General features: G+C 73.6%; 13 protein-coding genes. 9 read left to right on the top strand and 4 right to left on the bottom strand.

From position 1 onward, the window contains the following. Positions 1-322: 322 nt before the first annotated feature. Together AB0917_RS29500 and AB0917_RS29495 are read right to left on the bottom strand one after the other, a co-directional pair. Positions 323-1,177, bottom strand: coding sequence for a siderophore-interacting protein (locus AB0917_RS29500; protein WP_366822721.1), 855 nt, complete (start codon positions 1,175-1,177; stop codon positions 323-325). Positions 1,178-1,302: 125 nt separating this feature from the next. Continuing rightward, positions 1,303-2,211: a 5'-3' exonuclease gene (locus AB0917_RS29495; RefSeq protein ID WP_366822724.1), complete on the bottom strand. Its 909-nt coding sequence runs from the start codon at positions 2,209-2,211 to the stop codon at positions 1,303-1,305. Between the two features lie 319 nt (positions 2,212-2,530). Between AB0917_RS29495 and AB0917_RS29490 the strand changes: the two genes are divergently transcribed. From AB0917_RS29490 to AB0917_RS29475, 4 genes are all read left to right on the top strand, one after another. After that, the gene (locus tag AB0917_RS29490; RefSeq protein WP_366822720.1) at positions 2,531-3,622 is read left to right on the top strand and encodes a betaine/proline/choline family ABC transporter ATP-binding protein; all 1,092 of its coding nucleotides are present in this window, start codon (positions 2,531-2,533) and stop codon (positions 3,620-3,622) included. Then, positions 3,615-6,242 carry an ABC transporter permease/substrate binding protein gene (locus tag AB0917_RS29485; RefSeq protein WP_366822719.1) on the top strand — a complete coding sequence of 876 codons (2,628 nt, stop codon included), beginning with the start codon at positions 3,615-3,617 and terminating at the stop codon, positions 6,240-6,242. The genes AB0917_RS29490 and AB0917_RS29485 overlap by 8 nt, the downstream gene beginning before the upstream one ends. A 163-nt stretch (positions 6,243-6,405) precedes the next feature. Then, complete coding sequence (locus AB0917_RS29480) at positions 6,406-6,951, top strand: XRE family transcriptional regulator (protein WP_366822718.1); 546 nt, start codon at positions 6,406-6,408, stop codon at positions 6,949-6,951. A 15-nt stretch (positions 6,952-6,966) separates the two neighbouring features. Then, positions 6,967-7,677, top strand: a complete 711-nt coding sequence (locus AB0917_RS29475; protein ID WP_366822717.1) for a helical backbone metal receptor — start codon at positions 6,967-6,969, stop codon at positions 7,675-7,677. On the opposite strand, the gene AB0917_RS29470 is transcribed toward AB0917_RS29475, so the two are convergent. Beyond that, positions 7,616-8,818: a TDT family transporter gene (locus tag AB0917_RS29470; RefSeq protein ID WP_366822716.1), complete on the bottom strand. Its 1,203-nt coding sequence runs from the start codon at positions 8,816-8,818 to the stop codon at positions 7,616-7,618. The two genes, AB0917_RS29475 and AB0917_RS29470, sit on opposite strands and share 62 nt — an antisense overlap. Positions 8,819-8,888: 70 nt before the next feature. On the opposite strand from AB0917_RS29470, the gene AB0917_RS29465 reads away from it, so the two are divergent. Both AB0917_RS29465 and AB0917_RS29460 read left to right on the top strand, forming a co-directional pair. Next, positions 8,889-9,836: a LysR family transcriptional regulator gene (locus tag AB0917_RS29465; protein WP_366822715.1), complete on the top strand. Its 948-nt coding sequence runs from the start codon at positions 8,889-8,891 to the stop codon at positions 9,834-9,836. 53 nt (positions 9,837-9,889) lie between these two features. Continuing rightward, positions 9,890-10,861 (top strand): DUF2510 domain-containing protein, encoded by a 972-nt coding sequence (locus AB0917_RS29460; protein WP_366822714.1) that lies wholly within the window; start codon positions 9,890-9,892, stop codon positions 10,859-10,861. Positions 10,862-10,888: 27 nt separating this feature from the next. Here AB0917_RS29460 and AB0917_RS29455 read toward each other — a convergent pair whose 3' ends face one another. After that, a complete protein-coding gene (locus AB0917_RS29455; protein WP_366822713.1) occupies positions 10,889-12,091 on the bottom strand; it encodes an amino acid deaminase/aldolase in 1,203 nt (400 codons plus the stop codon). Between the two features lie 650 nt (positions 12,092-12,741). Here AB0917_RS29455 and AB0917_RS29450 point away from each other — a divergent pair. From AB0917_RS29450 to AB0917_RS29440, 3 genes are all read left to right on the top strand, one after another. Beyond that, positions 12,742-13,611, top strand: coding sequence for a hypothetical protein (locus AB0917_RS29450; protein WP_366822722.1), 870 nt, complete (start codon positions 12,742-12,744; stop codon positions 13,609-13,611). After that, positions 13,608-14,792 carry a type VII secretion-associated serine protease mycosin gene (mycP, locus tag AB0917_RS29445; protein ID WP_366822712.1) on the top strand — a complete coding sequence of 395 codons (1,185 nt, stop codon included), beginning with the start codon at positions 13,608-13,610 and terminating at the stop codon, positions 14,790-14,792. The genes AB0917_RS29450 and mycP overlap by 4 nt, the downstream gene beginning before the upstream one ends. A 208-nt stretch (positions 14,793-15,000) precedes the next feature. Then, positions 15,001-15,649 (top strand): SseB family protein (locus AB0917_RS29440; protein ID WP_366822711.1); only part of this gene is annotated, 649 nt, incomplete at its 3' end.

Below are 15,649 nucleotides of genomic sequence, written 5' to 3'. Positions count from 1 at the left end.
GGCCGTCGCGCCCCAGCTTACCGTCTCGTTGGGGGTGCCGGGCGGCGCCATACGCGCGGCCGTATGCACCCCGCCCCCCGCGCAGGGGGGGGGGGGTCCTGGGTGTTCCGTCCGCCGGATCCCGACCGGGTCCGCGGCGCGTGGCTCGGCACTTCGCGGTGGTGCCGAAACGGGTGGATCGCTCCGGTGGTGAGGGTGTTCCGGCGGCGTGCGTCGCACCACGCCACGCGGTGCGGCGTGCGTCGCACCGCGCCACGCAGCCGGGGTCTGCCCGGTCCTGATCCGCCGGGCACGCCCCGGGGCGGGGCCCGGCGGGAGGTTTCTACGCGCCCGCCGCTTCCGACCCCTCCTGCTCGCGCTCCACCTGCTCGTTCCACTCGCGCTTGACCGCACGCCAGGCGTCGTCGTTCTGGCCGAGGCGCCAGTACCCGGAGATCGACAGCTGCTGGAGCGGGATCTGCCGCTCCACGCGCAGATGGCGGCGGATCTCCTTCACGAAGGCCGCCTCCCCGTGCACGAACGCCTGGACCTCGCCCTCGGGGAAGTCCAGCCCCTTCACCGCGGCCGTCAGCAGCTCGCCGACCGGCCGGTCACCGCGGTGCAGCCAGGTCACGGCCACCCCGTCGGGCGTCACGATCTTCTGCTCCTCGGAGGCGTCCGCCACCTCGACGAAGGCGTGCACCAGGGCGCCCGCGGGCATCTGCTCCAGCGAGGCGGCGATGGCCGGCAGGGCGCTCTCGTCGCCGGCCAGGAGGTGCCAGCCGGCCGAGGCCTGCGGCGCGTAACCGCCGCCGGGGCCGAGGAAGGTGACCTGCTCGCCGGCCTGGACCCGCTGCGCCCACGGTCCCGCGAGACCCTCGTCGCCGTGGACGACGAAGTCGACGGCCATCTCGCGGGCGATCGGGTCCCAGGAGCGGATCGTGTACGTACGCGTGGTGGGCCACAGCTCGCGCGGGTGGCTCTCGCGGATGGCGGGGATGTCGAACGGGTGCGCGTAGTCGGCCCCCTCGGGCGCGAAACACAGCTTGATGTAGTGGTCGGTGAAGCCCGAGAGGGAGAAGTCGGCGAGCCCCTCGCCGCCGAGGACCACGCGCACCATGTGCGGGGTGATCTGCTCGGTGCGCACGACCTGCGCCCCCTGGGCCTTGGGTCCTTGCCGGGCCGGCCGCTCTGCCACGAGGTACTCCCTGGGTTCGACGTACGGCCACGCGCGTCGGTGGACGGGCGGAGGCGGCGTACGTTTCGGCGCACGGGGCCGGACACCTCCGACCCCTATGACTTAGGTATACCTAAGCTAACACCTCAGCCCTGGAGTGTGGTGAGGAGCCGCTGAAGCGCCCCGCCCAGCCCCCACTGGTCCGCAAGCGCTTCCAGGGCGGCCGGGTCGCGCGGCTCGCGCGGCAGCGCCGGGTCGAAGTCGGGCAGCGGCACGTCCTGGGCCACCCGCACGACCTTCGGCGCGACGGACACGTACTCCCGGGCCTCGTCCAGCCGCTTGCGCTGCGAGGGGGTGAGCTTCGCCGCCGGGTCGTCCACCGCCGCCATGATCCCGGCCAGGTCCCCGTAGGCGTCCAGCAGCTTCGCCGCCGTCTTCTCGCCGATGCCGGGCACGCCCGGGAGTCCGTCGCTCGGGTCGCCGCGCAGGAGGGCCAGGTCCACGTAGCCCGCGCCGTCCACCCCGTACTTCTCGCGGAGCCACGCCTCGTCGGTCGTCTGGAGCGTGCCGACCCCCTTGAGCGGATGGAGCACCCGCACCTGCCGGGCGTCGTCGACCAGCTGATAGAGGTCGCGGTCGCCGGTGACGATGTCCACGGGCCCGGTCGCCCGGGTGGTGAGGGTGCCGATCACGTCGTCCGCCTCGTACGGCGTGACGCCGACCCGGGCGATCCCGAGCGCGTCCAGCACGTCCTCGATGATCGGGACCTGGGGGGACAGCGTGTCGGGGATCTCCTCCTCGTCGGCCTGGCCCCCCGGCGTCTCCACGGCCACCCGGTGCGCCTTGTACGTCGGGATCAGGTCCACGCGCCACTGCGGGCGCCAGTCGTTGTCCCAGCAGGCGACCAGATCGTCCGGCCGGTGGTCCTGGACCAGGCGGGCGATGAAGTCGAGGAGCCCGCGCGCGGCGTTGACCGGGGTCCCGTCCGGTGCGCGTACCGAGTCGGGGACGCCGAAATAGGCGCGGAAGTAGAGGGAGGCGGTGTCGAGGAGCATCAGGCGTCGCGTCACGGAACCGATCATGCCCCACGCCACCGACAGTCGCCGTCGATGGCTCTGGGTGACTGAAAAACGCCCCTATGGTGACTTGGATCACTCTTGTGTTTGGCACGTGTAAGTGCGGGCAGGCGGGCCACCGGAGCGGACCACGTCGCATTTTCAACTAGTGCATGTGCCATGCGGACCGAATCCGCGCCGCTCCACGGTCTGCCGGAGGGGGTGGCAGACCGTTTTCAGTTCAACGCGTGAGGTGTATGTGTCAAGGCTGCAAGCCGAGAACTTGTACAAAGTGTTCGGCAGACGACCCGATCAAGCCGTGCGGAAGCTGGAGAGCGGCACCGACCGCGACGAGCTGCGCGCCGACGGAACGACCGCAGCGGTGATCGACGCCTCGTTCACAGTGGAACCGGGTCAGATATTCGTCGTGATGGGACTGTCCGGCTCGGGCAAGTCCACGCTGCTGCGGATGCTCAACGGGCTGCTCGAACCCACCGCCGGACGCGTGCTCTTCGACGACCAGGACCTGACCGCCCTGAGCCCTCGCGAGCTGCGCCATGTGCGCTCCTCCAAGATCAGCATGGTGTTCCAGCACTTCGCGCTCTTCCCTCACCGGAGCGTCCTGGACAACGCCGCGTACGGCCTCGAGGTGCAGGGTGTACCCCGTTCCGAGCGGATCAGGCGGGCCACCGAGGCGCTGGAGCTCACCGGCCTCGCCGGCTGGGAGAACTCCTGGCCCGACGAGCTGTCCGGCGGTATGCAGCAGCGTGTCGGCCTCGCCCGCGCGCTGGCCACCGACGCCGACCTGCTCCTCATGGACGAGTCCTTCAGCGCGCTCGACCCGCTGATCCGCCGTGACATGCAGGACCAGCTCCTGGAGCTCCAGAAGCGGCTGAAGAAGACCATCGTCTTCATCACCCACGACCTCAACGAGGCCATGCGCCTGGGCGACCGGATCGCCGTGATGCGTGACGGGAGGATCGTCCAGCTCGGCACCGCCGAGGACATCCTCGTCACCCCGGCCAACGACTACGTCGCCTCCTTCACCCAGGACGTCGACCGCTCCCGGGTGCTCACCGCGGGCGCCATCATGGCCGAACCGCACACCGTCATGGGCTCCACCACCGAGGACGGCAAGGAGCTGCGCACCCCGCAGGACGTCATCGCGGCGGCCCCCGCCACGGTCTCGGAGTCCACGCCGATCATCGAGCTGTTCACCCCCTGCGCGCAGAGCGGGGAGGCGGTGGCCGTGACCGACGCCAAGGGCAAGCTCGTCGGTGTCGTCCCCGGCTCCCGGCTGCTCGCCGTGCTGGGCGCCCCGATGACGCCCACCGAGACACCGAAGGACTCCGTGGCGCTCCGGAAGACCTCGTCCGACAACGATGCCGTGAAGAAGGTGGCCAGTGTTTAGGCTCCCTCTCGGCGAGTGGGTCGACTCCGCGGTCGACTGGCTGCAGACCCACCTCGCCTGGCTCTTCGACGCGATCAGCTCCGTCGTCGGCGGCATGTTCGACGGCATAGCCGCCGTACTCTCCGCCCCCCACCCGCTCCTCTTCGCGGGCATCGTCGCGATCATCGCCTGGTGGCTGCGCGGCCTGCCGGCCGGGCTGCTGACCTTCGCCGGGTTCGCCCTCATCGACTCCGTCGAGCTGTGGGCCGAAGCGATGGACACCCTCACCTTGGTGCTCGTCGCCACCCTGGTCACCCTGGTCATCGCCGTACCGCTCGGCATCTGGGCCTCCCGCTCCAGGTCCGTCAGCGCGGTGATCCGGCCGGTTCTCGACTTCATGCAGACCATGCCCGCCATGGTCTATCTGATCCCCGGCGTCATCTTCTTCGGCGTCGGCGTGGTCCCCGGCATCATCGCCACCATCATCTTCGCGCTGCCCCCGGGCGTCCGGATGACCGAACTCGGCATCCGCCAGGTCGACGGCGAACTCGTCGAGGCGGCCGAGGCCTTCGGCACCACCTCGCGCAACACCCTGCTGCGCATCCAGCTGCCGCTCGCGCTGCCCACGATCATGGCCGGCATCAACCAGGTCATCATGCTGGGCCTGTCCATGGTCGTCATCGCGGGCATGGTCGGCGGCGGCGGCCTCGGCGGCTCCGTCTACCGCGCCATCGGCAACATCGACGTCGGTCTCGGCTTCGAGGCGGGCGTCTCCATCGTCATCCTCGCCATGTACCTGGACCGGATGACCGGCGCGCTCGGCCGCGAGGTCTCCCCGCTGGCCCGTCGCGCCGCCGCCAAGGTCCAGGCGTCGGCCGAGGGCTGGAAGATCTGGGCCTACCGCCCCCAGCCCGTCGTCGCGGTCGCCGGCATCGTGGCCCTCGCGCTCGTCGCGGGCGGCATGGGCATCTTCGGCGGCTCCACCCAGAACACCGCGACCGGCGCGAGCGCCAAGGTCGGTGACGGCAAGAAGATCTCCATCGGCTACATCCCGTGGGACGAGGGCATCGCCTCCACCTTCCTCTGGAAGGAGATGCTGGAGCAGCGCGGCTACGAGGCCGACGTCAAGCAGTACGAGGCCGGCTCGCTCTACACCGGCATGGCCAACGGGCAGATCGACTTCCAGACCGACGCCTGGCTCCCGACCACCCACGCCAGCTACTGGGAGAAGTACCAGGACCGCCTGGAGGACCTCGGCGCCTGGTACGCCCCGACCTCGCTGGAGCTCGCCGTCCCCGCCTACATGAAGGACGTCCGGTCGATGGACGACCTCAAGGGCCGGGCCTCCGAGTTCAAGGGCCGGATCGTCGGCATCGAGCCGAGCGCCGGTGAGATGGGCCTGCTCAAGGACAAGCTCCTGCCGGGCTACGGCCTGGACAAGGAGTACAAGCTCATCGACGGCTCCACGCCGTCCATGCTGGCCGAGCTGAAGCGCGCGTACGCCAAGAAGGAACCGATCGTCGTTCCGCTCTGGTCGCCGCACTGGGCGTACAACGAGTACGACCTCACCAAGCTGGAGGACCCCAAGGGCCTCTGGGGCGAGGGCGACGGCGTCCACACCCTGGCGCGCCAGGGCTTCTCCGCCGAGAACCCGGTGGTGGGCAAGTGGCTCAAGGACTTCAAGATGAGCGAGAAGCAGCTCACCAGCCTTGAGGCCGAGATCCAGAGGGCCGGCTCCGGCAAGGAGCAGGAGGCCGTCCGCACCTGGCTGAAGGCCAACCCGGGCGTCGCCGACAAGTGGTCCCCCGCCCCCGAGGACGCCCAGGCCGCCGCCGGTGGCAAGGACGAGCGTGACCGTGCCCTGGAGGTCGCCTGGTTCCCCTGGGAGGAGGACATCGCCGCCACGTACCTGTGGAAGGCGGTCCTGGAGGAGCGCGGCTACAAGATCAACCTCAAGCAGTTCGAGGTCGGCCCGATGTACGCCGCGATGTCGCGCGGCCAGATCGACGTGCAGTTCGACGGCTGGCTGCCGTACACCCAGAAGAACTACTGGGACAAGTACGGCGACAAGCTGACGAACCTCGGCTCCTGGTACGGGCCCACCTCCATCGAGGTCGCGGTCCCCGACTACGTCAAGGATGTCAAGACCCTCGACGACCTCAAGGGCAAGGGCGCCGACTTCAAGGGGCGGATCGTCGGCATCGAGCCCGGCACCGCCACCATGGAGAACCTGAAGACGAACGTCCTGCCGAGTTACGGTCTGGACAAGGAGTACAAGGTCCTGGACTCCTCCACGCCGTCCATGCTGGCCGAGCTGAAGCGCGCGTACGCCAAGAAGGAGCCCATCGCCGTCCTGCTCTGGACCCCGCACTGGGCGTACAACGAGTACGGCCTGACCAAGCTGGCGGACCCCAAGAAGGCGTTCGGTGACGGCGACCGGCTGCACACCATCGCCTCCAAGGAGTTCCCCCAGCAGTACCCGCGGCTGACGAAGTGGTTCAAGGACTTCGAGCTGAACGAGGAGCAGCTGGGCGGTCTGGAGAACGAGATCCAGAAGCGCGGCGCGGGCCACGAGGAGGAAGCCGTGAAGGCCTGGATGGGTGACAACCCGGGCATCACGGACGCCCTGGCGCCCCTGTAGGGGCCCCGGAGCAGGAAAAGCGCAGGTGAGGGGTGGGCGCCGCCGTCGGGCGGGGGCCCACCCCTCCCGGCTGCCCGAGGGCCGGTTACCGGCCGTATTCCGCAACCATGTGCGTAAGGTGCTGGCAGCCGGGAGGATGGCTGAGGCGGGAGGGAGCCGGGACATGGACGACAAGGACACACCGCGGGTGGGTGCCGCGGTCCGCCGTCGGCGCCGCACCCTGGGCCTGACGCTGGCCGTGGTCGCCCAGCGCAGCGGGCTCTCCGTGCCCTTCCTCAGCCAGATCGAGAACGAGCGCGCCCGCCCCAGCGCCCGCTCCCTGGACCGGGTCGCCGAGGCCCTGGAGACCACCACCTCACGGCTGCGGGCCGCCGCGGACTCGGCGCGCTCGGTCGACGTCGTACGGGGCGAGGAGAGCGACGGCGTACGCCGGGTGGTGCACGGCCGCCACCAGCTCAGCGCCCTGGAGGTCACCGGCGAGCAGGACCTCGGGCGCGAGTTCCAGCACCGCAACGACGAGGTGATGTACGTGGTCGAGGGCGCCGCGGAGGTGGAGGCCGAGGGCCGGGCGTACCGGCTGGAGCGCGGCGACACCCTGTTCCTCTCCGGCGGCGTACGGCACCGCTGGCGGACCACCCGGCCCGGCACCCGGCTGCTGCTCGTCGCGGTCGCGGAGCACATCGACGCCACGTACGACTCCCGCCGCTGAGGGCCGGGAGCGTCGATGCGCGTCGTCTCCCTGGTCCCCTCCCTCACCGAGGCCGTCGCCGCCACCGCCCCCGGGCTGCTGGTCGGCGTCACCGACTGGTGCACCCACCCCGCCGGCCTGGCCGCCGCCCGGATCGGCGGCACCAAGAACCCGGACGTGGCCGCGGTCACCGCCCTCGCCCCCGACCTGGTGATCGCCAACGAGGAGGAGAACCGCGCCCCCGATCTCGCGGCGCTCCGGGAGGCCGGCCTCGACGTCCTCGTCACCGAGATCCGCACCCTGGACCAGGCCTTCACCGAGCTGGACCGGGTCCTGGCCACCGGCTGCGGCCTGGCCCGCCCCCGCTGGCTCGACGAGGCCGAGGCCGCCTGGGCCGCGCTCCCCGCACCTTCCGCGAGCCCGCGCCCCGCGATCGTGCCGATCTGGCGCAGGCCCTGGATGGTGCTCGGCCGCGACACCTTCGCCGGAGACCTGCTCGCCCGCCTCGGCGTGCGCAACGTGTACGCCGACCACGCCGAGCGCTACCCGCGCATCCCGCTCGACGAGCTGAACGGAGCCGGGGCCGACCTCGTCGTCCTGCCCGACGAGCCCTACCGCTTCACCGCCGACGACGGGCCCGAGGCCTTCCCCGGCCTGCCCGCCGCCCTCGTCGACGGCCGCCTGCTCACCTGGTACGGGCCGTCGCTGCTGCGGGCGGCACGGGAGCTGCCGTCAGCGCTCCGCTGACCACCCCGCGTACGGTCCGCGCCCCGGCCACCGCCCACGCCGCCACCAGGAACACGTACAGCGCCACGGCCAGCCAGGTCAGGGCGGACAGACCGGTGTGCCGGGCCAGTCCGGCCGCCCCCGTCACACACGTACCGACGGGGAACGTGAACGCCCACCACGTCATCGCGAAACCCATACCGTCACGCGTCGCCCTGATGACCATCGCCCCGGCCAGCGCCAGCCACAGCAGCGCGAAGCCCATCACCGGCACCCCGTACAGCACGGCGAACGCGCCGAACGCCGAGGCGTAGGGCGCCGCGACGGCACCCGGAGCCACGTCGGCCAGCTGGTTGACGGCGGTCGTCGACTGGCCCAGCGGCCCCAGCACCAGAAAGAGCGTCGGGGTCAGCGCGAGCGGCAGCGGCCCGTGGTGGACGAGCCGGGCGAAGACGAGCGGCAGCACCACCAGCGTGGCCAGCAGGGAGAGCCCGAACATCGCGTAGCAGGCCAGCAGCAGCGCCTGGCGCCCCTGCCCGGCCGCCACATGGGGCACCAGCAGCGCGCCCTGCGAGGCCGAGACCATCGGGGCCACCAGCGGCAGCAGCCAGACCGGCGACGCGGTCCCGGGGCCGGGGCGGTGGCGTACGACCATCAGGTACGGCACCACGACGGCGGCCACCAGAGCGATCGCCGTCCCCACGGTGAACAGCACCACGTCCACGGCCAGCGCGGCCCGCTCGCCCACGACGTCCCGGCCCACCGTCAGCGTGGCCCCGCCGACCGCGAGCAGCGCCATGGACAGGCACCCGTAGAACGGGGCGACGGCCGGATCCAGGAGATGGGCGCGGGCCTGGTCGCGGTGGTGGAGCCAGTGGCCGGCCCGAGCGGCGAGGACGACGGCGAGCAGGACGGCCGACAGCGCCCACACCACCGTGCACGCCCCGCGCAGACCGGGCAGGTCCACCGGGAGCGCCACCCCGGCGCTCGCGACGATCGCGGTGCCCATGACGCTCGCGTACCAGTTGGGGCCGATGTGCCGCAGGGACGGCCACCGCCGCTCGGCCGTCCGCGTCCACGTGCCCGTCCGGGGGTCCCGGTGGGGGAGGGGGGCGGCGGCTGGAGGCGACTGGGCGGTCCGGGTCTGCGGAAAGATGGCCATGCCACGATTCTTTGCCCACCCGGCTCCGCCCGCCAGGGACCCCGTCCCTATGAGGCCATAAGCTGGCTTTATGTCCAGCGACGGCCAAACGCCCCACGTGCCCCTCTCCCACCGGGTCCCCGACCTCGGAGCGCTGGAGCTGCTGCTCGCCGTCGCCCGGCACGGCAGCCTCGGACGGGCCGCCAAGGACGTCGGCATCACCCAGCCCGCCGCCTCCAGCCGCATCCGCTCCATGGAGCGCCGGCTCGGCGTCGCCCTGCTCGACCGCTCCCCGCGCGGCTCCCGGCTGACCGACGCGGGCGCGCTCGTCACCGACTGGGCGCGCCGGGTCGTGGAGGCCGCCGAGTCGTTCGACGCGGGGGCGCAGGCGCTGCGTGACCGGCGGGACTCCCGGCTGCGGGTCGCGGCCAGCATGACGATCGCCGAGTACCTGCTGCCCGGCTGGCTGATCGCCCTGCGCGCCGACCGCCCGGACACGGCCGTCTCGCTGCTCGTCGGCAACTCCTCGGACGTCGCCCGCCGCCTGCTCACCGGCGAGGCCGACCTGGGCTTCGTCGAGGGGCTGTCGATACCGGAGGGCCTGGACGGCACCGTCATCGCCCACGACCGCCTCGTCGTCGTGGTCGCCCCCACCCACCCGTGGGCCCGCCGCCGCACCCCGCTGCTCCCGGACGAACTGGCCGCCACCCCGCTGATCCTGCGCGAACACGGCTCCGGCACCCGCCAGGTCCTGGACGCGGCCCTCGCCGTCCACGGCGGCCTCGCCCAGCCCCTGCTGGAGCTCTCCTCCACGACCGCCGCCAAGGGCGCGGCGGAGAGCGGCGCCGGGCCCTGCGTCCTGAGCGAACTGGCCCTCGGCGAGGAGCTGTCGTCCCGTCGCCTGGTCAAGATCCCGGTCGCGAACGTACGGCTGCGCCGCCAGCTGCGGGCCGTCTGGCCGGCGGGCCACCGCCCCACCGGACCCGCCCGGGACCTGCTCTCCCGCACCGGCCGGGGCGCGGCGGGTTCCGTACGGTGACCGCGCCCGCTAACCGCGTCGAACACGCTGTGAAGGCCGCCTAGAGTGGCCCCATGACCTTCGCGACGCCGCCCGGCTGGTATCCGGACGCCGGGACACCCGGCACCGAGCGCTGGTGGGACGGCACGGCCTGGACCGCGCACACCCGCCCGCTCGCCGCCGCGGCCGTGCCGTACGAGCCGGTGCACCAGCCGTACGCGCCCCAGCCGTTCGGGCCCCCGGCCCCGCCTCCGGCGCCCCGGGGCGGCAACCGCACGAAGGTCCTGGCGGTCGCGCTCTCGGGGGTGCTGGTGCTGGCCACGGCCGTCACCGCCGCCGTCCTCCTGTCGGGCGGCGACGACAGCGGTACGCGAGGGGCGCCGGCGCCGAGCGTCTCCGACCCAGCCCCCACCGCACCCGCCACCTCGTCGGCCTCCGCCACGCCCGCCGCCGATGACCCCGACGACGACCCGGACGACGACCCCGCCGTACTCGTGGACCAGCTCAACGGGATCACGCTGGCGGTGCCCGACGGCTGGGAGAAGCCGGAGAGCGCCTCCGACCGCGTCCCCACCATCCGTACCGCCGTCTCCTACGACTGCCCCGACTCCTCGGCGTCCTTCTGCTACCGGGGCACCGTCTCCACCCGCACCGCCCGAGCCGGCCAGAGCGACCCCAAGGCCATCGCGGAGGCCGACATCACCACCGCCGCCGACCGGGCCTACGGGGAGGACACCTTCGGCCGGAGGACGCACGGTGGCATCGTGTCCCACAAGGTGCTCAAGGCGGAGGCGGCGACCGTCGCCGGGCGCGCCGGGTACCTGGTGCGCTGGCGGGTCGTCACCGGCAAGGGCCCCGGCGGGGTGGTGCAGTCCGTGGTCTTCCCGTCGTCGGTGGGCAGCGAGACCCCGGTGATCGTCCGGCTCGCCTTCGACGCGGACCGGCCGGAGCTGCCGCTCTCGCTGATGGACACGATCACCCGGTCGATCCGGCCGATCGGGGAGAGCGGGACGAGCGGGGGCGTGGGCGCGTCGATCGGCCCCTGACCCGGTGGGTCGCGTACCCGCCCGGGGTCAGAGGAAGGTCTTCCCCTCGCCCCGGTACGTCGGAACGCTCGCCGTGACCCGGTCGCCCTCGATCAGCTGGAGCGTGGCGAAGCGCTCGCACAGCTCACCGGCCTTGGCGTGCCGGAACCAGACCTTGTCACCGATCAGCAGATCGTCGGCGGGGGAGCCCAGCAGCGGCGTCTGGACCTCGCCCGCGCCCTCCCGCCGGTCGTAGCGCAGCCCCTCCGGGAGGTACGGAACCGGGGAGCGGTCCGCCCCGGCCGCGCCGGAGGCCGGGTAGCCGCCGCCGAGCACCGTCACCACGCCCACGCCCGGCCGGCGCACCACGGGCTGCGCGAACAGGGCCGCCGGGCGGGCGGTGAACGAGCTGTAGTTGTCGAAGAGGCGGGGCACGTACAGCCCCGAACCCGCGGCGATCTCCGTCACCGCGGCCTCGGCCGCCGTGTGCTGGACGCTGCCGGTGCCGCCGCCGTTCACGAACTCCAGGTCCGGGGCGACCGCGCGGACCGCCCGTACCGCCTCGGCGCGCCGGGCCGCCAGCTCCCTGCGGGCGGTGTCCTGCATCAGCCGGATCGCCCGGGACCGCAGCGGCCGCCCCGCCAACGAGTCGCCGACCCCGGCGACATGGCCCTCGTACGCCATCAGCCCCACCAGCCGGAAGCCCGGCCTGCGGGCCACCGAGCGGGCCAGCTCGGCGAGTTGGGCGGGGGAGCTGAGGGGCGAGCGGCGCGCCCCGAACCTGATCCGGCCGCCGAGCAGTCGCAGCGAGGTGTCGAGCTCCAGGCAGACCCGGATCTCCTCCCGCCCGCCGGCCCGGGAGGCGTCGATCAGCTCCAGCTGGGAGTGGTCGTCCACCATGACCGTCACGGCCGCGGCCAGCTTCGGATCGGCGGCCAGCTCCGCGAAGCCTCCCCGGTCGGCCGACGGGTAGGCGAGCAGGACGTCGTCATGACCGGCCCGCGCGAGCCAGAGCGACTCCGCCAGCGTGAACGACATGATCCCGGCGAATCCCGGGCGCGCGAGCACCCGCTCCAGCAGGGCCCGGCACCGCACGGACTTGCTCGCGACCCGGATCGGCTTCCCGCCCGTGCGGGCCACCAGATCGTCGGCGTTGGCATCGAAGGCGTCCAGATCGACGATCGCGACCGGGGCGTCGAGATGGGCGGTGGCCCGGTCGTACCGGGTCCGGTCAGCGGTGCGGGTGGTCATGGCCGCAGCTTGCCAGAGAGGGCTACCCCTGGGTAGGGGACGTTCGGGGGCAGATCCGCCGAGGCCGGGCGTCCCGTTCCCCGGCGTACGTCCGCAGCCCGTAGAGTGACGGGCACGCGAGCACCAACGCGCCTGACGGTGGCGGTGATCCGTGGTCGGTACGGGGACGTGAACCAGGGGGCCGGATGAGTACCGAAGCGCAGCGCGCTCCCGTGCCGCCCCGCCCGACGACACCACCGGCCCCACGGACACCAGGAGCCTCGCCCGCCCCGGTGCCCCCGCCTCCGCCGCAGGCACCCCGCACTCCGGGAGCCCAGCGGGCCCCGGGCGGCCCGACCGTGCAGTCTCCGGGGGCCTCACCCGCCCACACAACCCCGCAGGCCCCGGGGGCCTCATCTACGCAGACGGCCCAGCAGGCCTCAGGGGCCCCATTCGCCCCGCCGAGCGCAGCCACCCCCACGGCCCCGCCCGCCCCCACCGCCCCGCCGACACCCGCAGCCTCCACACCCACAGCCACACCCACGCCCACAGTCACACCCACACCCACACCCACAGGCGGCCCCCACCCCACCGCCCCGTACTCCACGCGCCCCGGCTCACCACCGCCCGCGGCCTTCACCACCCGGCGCAGGCCCGTCGGTGCCGTCGACCTGACCCCGGCGCCGGGAGCCGTCCCGCCGCCCCCGGGCGCGTACCGCGTACCGGCCCGCTACGGCTACCCCGAGACACCCGTCGAGACCACCACCCGGTTGCGCCCGGTCCCGCCCCGGCAGCGGTGGCGGGCACCCACGGCGGCCGCCTGCGTGGTCCTCGGACTCGGACTGATCGGCGGCGCGGTCACCGGTGCCTGGCTGACCGGCGACTCCTCGGCCGAGCCCACCCGGACCCCGTACACCACCGGCCGTACCGTCTGGCACAGCGTCCCCGTCGACACGCTCTTCCCGCGCACGCTCAAGGGCACCGGCGCCGGCCCCGGCGGTACGAACCGCACCTGGACCCGGCTCGCGGTCGCCCCCGACAGCGACTGTTCCACGGGGCTGGACCCGCTGCTGCGCACCACCCTCCGGTCCGTCGGCTGCGAGCGGATGGTGCGGGCCACCTACACCGACGCGACCCGCTCCTCCGTCACCACGGTCGGCGTGGTCGTCACCGAGGCCGACGCGGCGGGGATGCAGGCCCTGAGCACCCGGTTCACCGAGCAGCGGCTCGCCGCGCGCAAGGACCTGATGCCGCGCACGTACGCCCCCGAGGGCACCCTCGCCGCCGGCTTCGGCGACCGGCAGCGGGCCAGTTGGACCGTCCGGCCGCTCACCGAGGTCCCGGCCGTCGTCTTCGCCGTCTCCGGCTTCGCCGACGCGCGTACCGTCGCCGAGCCGCAGCCCGCCGACGCGGCGACGGAGGCGGGCGCCACCACGGACGTCGCCCAGGCCGGGCTCGGCCACGAGGCGAAGGGCATCGCGGACCGGGTGGAGCGAGGGCTGCGCAGGACCGTCACCGATCTCGTGGAGCCGCCCGCATGACCCGACGACGACCCCACCGCGTCCTCGCCGCGGTCTGCGCCGCCGCCGTCCTCGCACTCACCCCCGCCGCCCCCGCCCACGCGGACGCCATCCGCGACCAGCAGTGGGCCCTGGCCGCGATGCACACCGACCGCGCCTGGCAGACCACTCAGGGCCGGGGCATCACCGTCGCGGTCCTGGACACCGGGGTCGACGGCGACCACCCCGACCTCATGGGCCAGGTGCTCCCCGGCAGGGACCTCGTCGGTTTCGGCGCCGTGCGAGGCGACTCCTCCTGGGCGCTGCACGGCACCGCGATGGCCGGGATCATCGCCGGCCGCGGCAACGGCCCGGGGCGCGCCGACGGCATCCTCGGCGTCGCGCCCGAGGCCAGGATCCTGCCCGTCCGGGTGATCCTGGAGTCCAAGGACCCGGCCCGCGCCAAGGCCCGCAAGACCCGTGGCACCGCGCTCGCCCAGGGCATCCGCTGGGCCGCCGACAACGGCGCCGACGTCATCAACCTCTCCCTGGGCGACGACAGCGAGTCCGCCCACCCCGACCCGGGCGAGGACTCCGCCATCCAGTACGCCCTGTCCAAGGGCATCTCCGTGGTTGCCTCGGCGGGCAACGGCGGCGAGAAGGGGGACCGGATCTCCTACCCGGCCGCCTACCCCGGCGTGATCGCGGTCGCCGCCGTGGACGAGTACGGCACGCACGCCTCCTTCTCCACCCGCCGCTGGTACGCCACCGTCAGCGCGCCCGGCGTCGACATCGTCGTCGCCAACCCGGACGGCCACTACTACATCGAGTGGGGTACGTCGGCGGCCGCCGCGTTCGTCTCGGGCGCCGTCGCCCTGGTCCGCGCGGCCCACCCGGGCCTGGACCCGGCCCAGATCAAGAAGCTCCTCGCCGACACCGCCCGCGACGCCCCCGCCGGGGGCCGCGACGACGCCCGGGGCTACGGCATCGTCGACCCGGCGGAGGCCATCGAGGCGGGCGCCCGGCTGCGCCCCGGCGACCTCAGCGCCCAGGCCGCCACGGCGGGCCACCGCAAGAAGTTCTTCGGCCCTGGGCCGACCCCGCCGCCCGCCGACGACGACCCGGTCAACTGGGCGGCCCCCCTCGCGGGCGGCCTCGGCGCGGCCCTGCTGGCAGCGGCCGTCGTCCTGTGGCGCGGCCGGAACGCCCCCGGCCACCGCTGACCCTCCACCGCCCGCCCCTCCGGCCTCCGTCCCTTCCCCTCTCGGCCTCCGCGCCTTCGGCCTCGGCTCCTCGCCCCTCCGCCCCTCGCGCTTCGGCTTCGGTTCCTCGCCGCTCCGCCCCTGGCCCCTTCGGCCTCGGTTCCCCGCCCCTTCGGCCTCCGTCCCACCCGGCGGCCGGGGCCCCGCCCCCAGGCACTACCCTCGTCCCGTGGCGCTCAAGAACATCCCCGACTCCGGTTTCTCCGACGACGACGGCTCGGCCTCCCCCGCCCTGACCAGCGCGCTCGACGCCTGGTCGCGGGACGGCAGCGCCGTCGGCCCGGTCCTCGCGGCGCTCCGCGAGGCCCGGCTCCTGGTCCCCGTCGTCGCCGTCCTCGGTGAGGTGGAGGAGGACGAGAAGGGGCTGCGCCGCGAGAAGACCAGCGACATGGCCGTGCCCACCCTCAAGGCGGGGAACCGGCGCGCGCTGCCCGCCTTCACCTCCACCGACTCGCTGGCCCGCTGGGACCCCGAGGCCCGCCCCGTCGCCGTACCGCTGCACCAGGCCCTCCAGGCCGCCGCGCACGAGAAGGCCGACACCGTGGTGCTGGACCTCGCCGGGCCCGTCGCCTTCGAGCTGAGCGGCCAGGCCCTCCTGGCCCTGGCCGAGAACCGCACCAGCACCGACCCGCTCCGGGACCCCGTGGTGATCGACGCCGTACGGGAGGTCGTCGCCGCCGAACCCGCCGTGCTCCGCGCCCACCTCGGGGCGGGCCGGGCGGACGGCACCCTCGCCCTCGTCCTCACCCCGGACGCGGTCCCCGCCGAGGCCGCCCGCCGGGTCGCCGAGGCGCTCTCCCGCAGCGAGGCGCTGCGGG

It is taken from the genome of Streptomyces sp. NPDC007346 (assembly GCF_040703535.1).
In the GTDB taxonomy this organism is placed as follows: domain Bacteria; phylum Actinomycetota; class Actinomycetes; order Streptomycetales; family Streptomycetaceae; genus Streptomyces.
The sequence above is the reverse complement of the archived record's forward strand: the minus strand, read 5'-3'. Positions and strand labels throughout refer to the sequence as shown.

Excerpts from the sequence above, each read along its gene's own strand:
- AB0917_RS29495 (WP_366822724.1), bottom strand. The coding sequence starts at position 2,211 with ATGCTCCTCGACACCGCCTCCCTCTACTTCCGCGCCTATTTCGGCGTC.
- AB0917_RS29480 (WP_366822718.1), top strand. The coding sequence starts at position 6,406 with ATGGACGACAAGGACACACCGCGGGTGGGTGCCGCGGTCCGCCGTCGG.
- AB0917_RS29475 (WP_366822717.1), top strand. The coding sequence starts at position 6,967 with ATGCGCGTCGTCTCCCTGGTCCCCTCCCTCACCGAGGCCGTCGCCGCC.
- AB0917_RS29470 (WP_366822716.1), bottom strand. The coding sequence starts at position 8,818 with ATGGCCATCTTTCCGCAGACCCGGACCGCCCAGTCGCCTCCAGCCGCC.
- AB0917_RS29465 (WP_366822715.1), top strand. The coding sequence starts at position 8,889 with ATGTCCAGCGACGGCCAAACGCCCCACGTGCCCCTCTCCCACCGGGTC.
- AB0917_RS29460 (WP_366822714.1), top strand. The coding sequence starts at position 9,890 with ATGACCTTCGCGACGCCGCCCGGCTGGTATCCGGACGCCGGGACACCC.
- AB0917_RS29455 (WP_366822713.1), bottom strand. The coding sequence starts at position 12,091 with ATGACCACCCGCACCGCTGACCGGACCCGGTACGACCGGGCCACCGCC.
- mycP (WP_366822712.1), top strand. The coding sequence starts at position 13,608 with ATGACCCGACGACGACCCCACCGCGTCCTCGCCGCGGTCTGCGCCGCC.